Origin of the sequence: Neisseria sp. P0008.S004, from assembly GCF_051962755.1 — a bacterium.
Taxonomy (GTDB): domain Bacteria; phylum Pseudomonadota; class Gammaproteobacteria; order Burkholderiales; family Neisseriaceae; genus Neisseria; species Neisseria subflava_A.
This window is the reverse complement of sequence record NZ_JBQCUZ010000061.1, coordinates 1-239: the sequence shown is the minus strand read 5'-3', so window position 1 is coordinate 239 and position 239 is coordinate 1. Positions and strand designations below refer to the sequence as shown.

Sequence of the window (239 nt, the reverse complement as noted above, 5' to 3'; positions counted from 1 at the left end):
CTCTTCCTCGGCGCAGGCGGCGGCGCACTGACCCTGCTGCAAAAATCCGGCATCCCCGAAGGCAAAGGCTACGGCGGCTTCCCCGTTTCCGGACTGTTCTTCCGCAACAGCAACCCCGAGACCGCCGCGCAGCACAACGCCAAAGTGTACGGACAAGCCTCCGTCGGCGCGCCGCCCATGTCCGTCCCGCACCTCGACACCCGCAACGTGGACGGCAAACGCCACCTCATGTTCGGCCC

The 239-nt window shown here is 66.9% G+C and carries 1 protein-coding gene; it reads left to right on the top strand.

Translation table 11 applies throughout. The features are described 5' to 3' along the window. On the top strand, nucleotides 1-239 hold a 239-nt coding region (locus ACTHSW_RS10940), incomplete at both ends, for a malate:quinone oxidoreductase (RefSeq protein WP_440373931.1).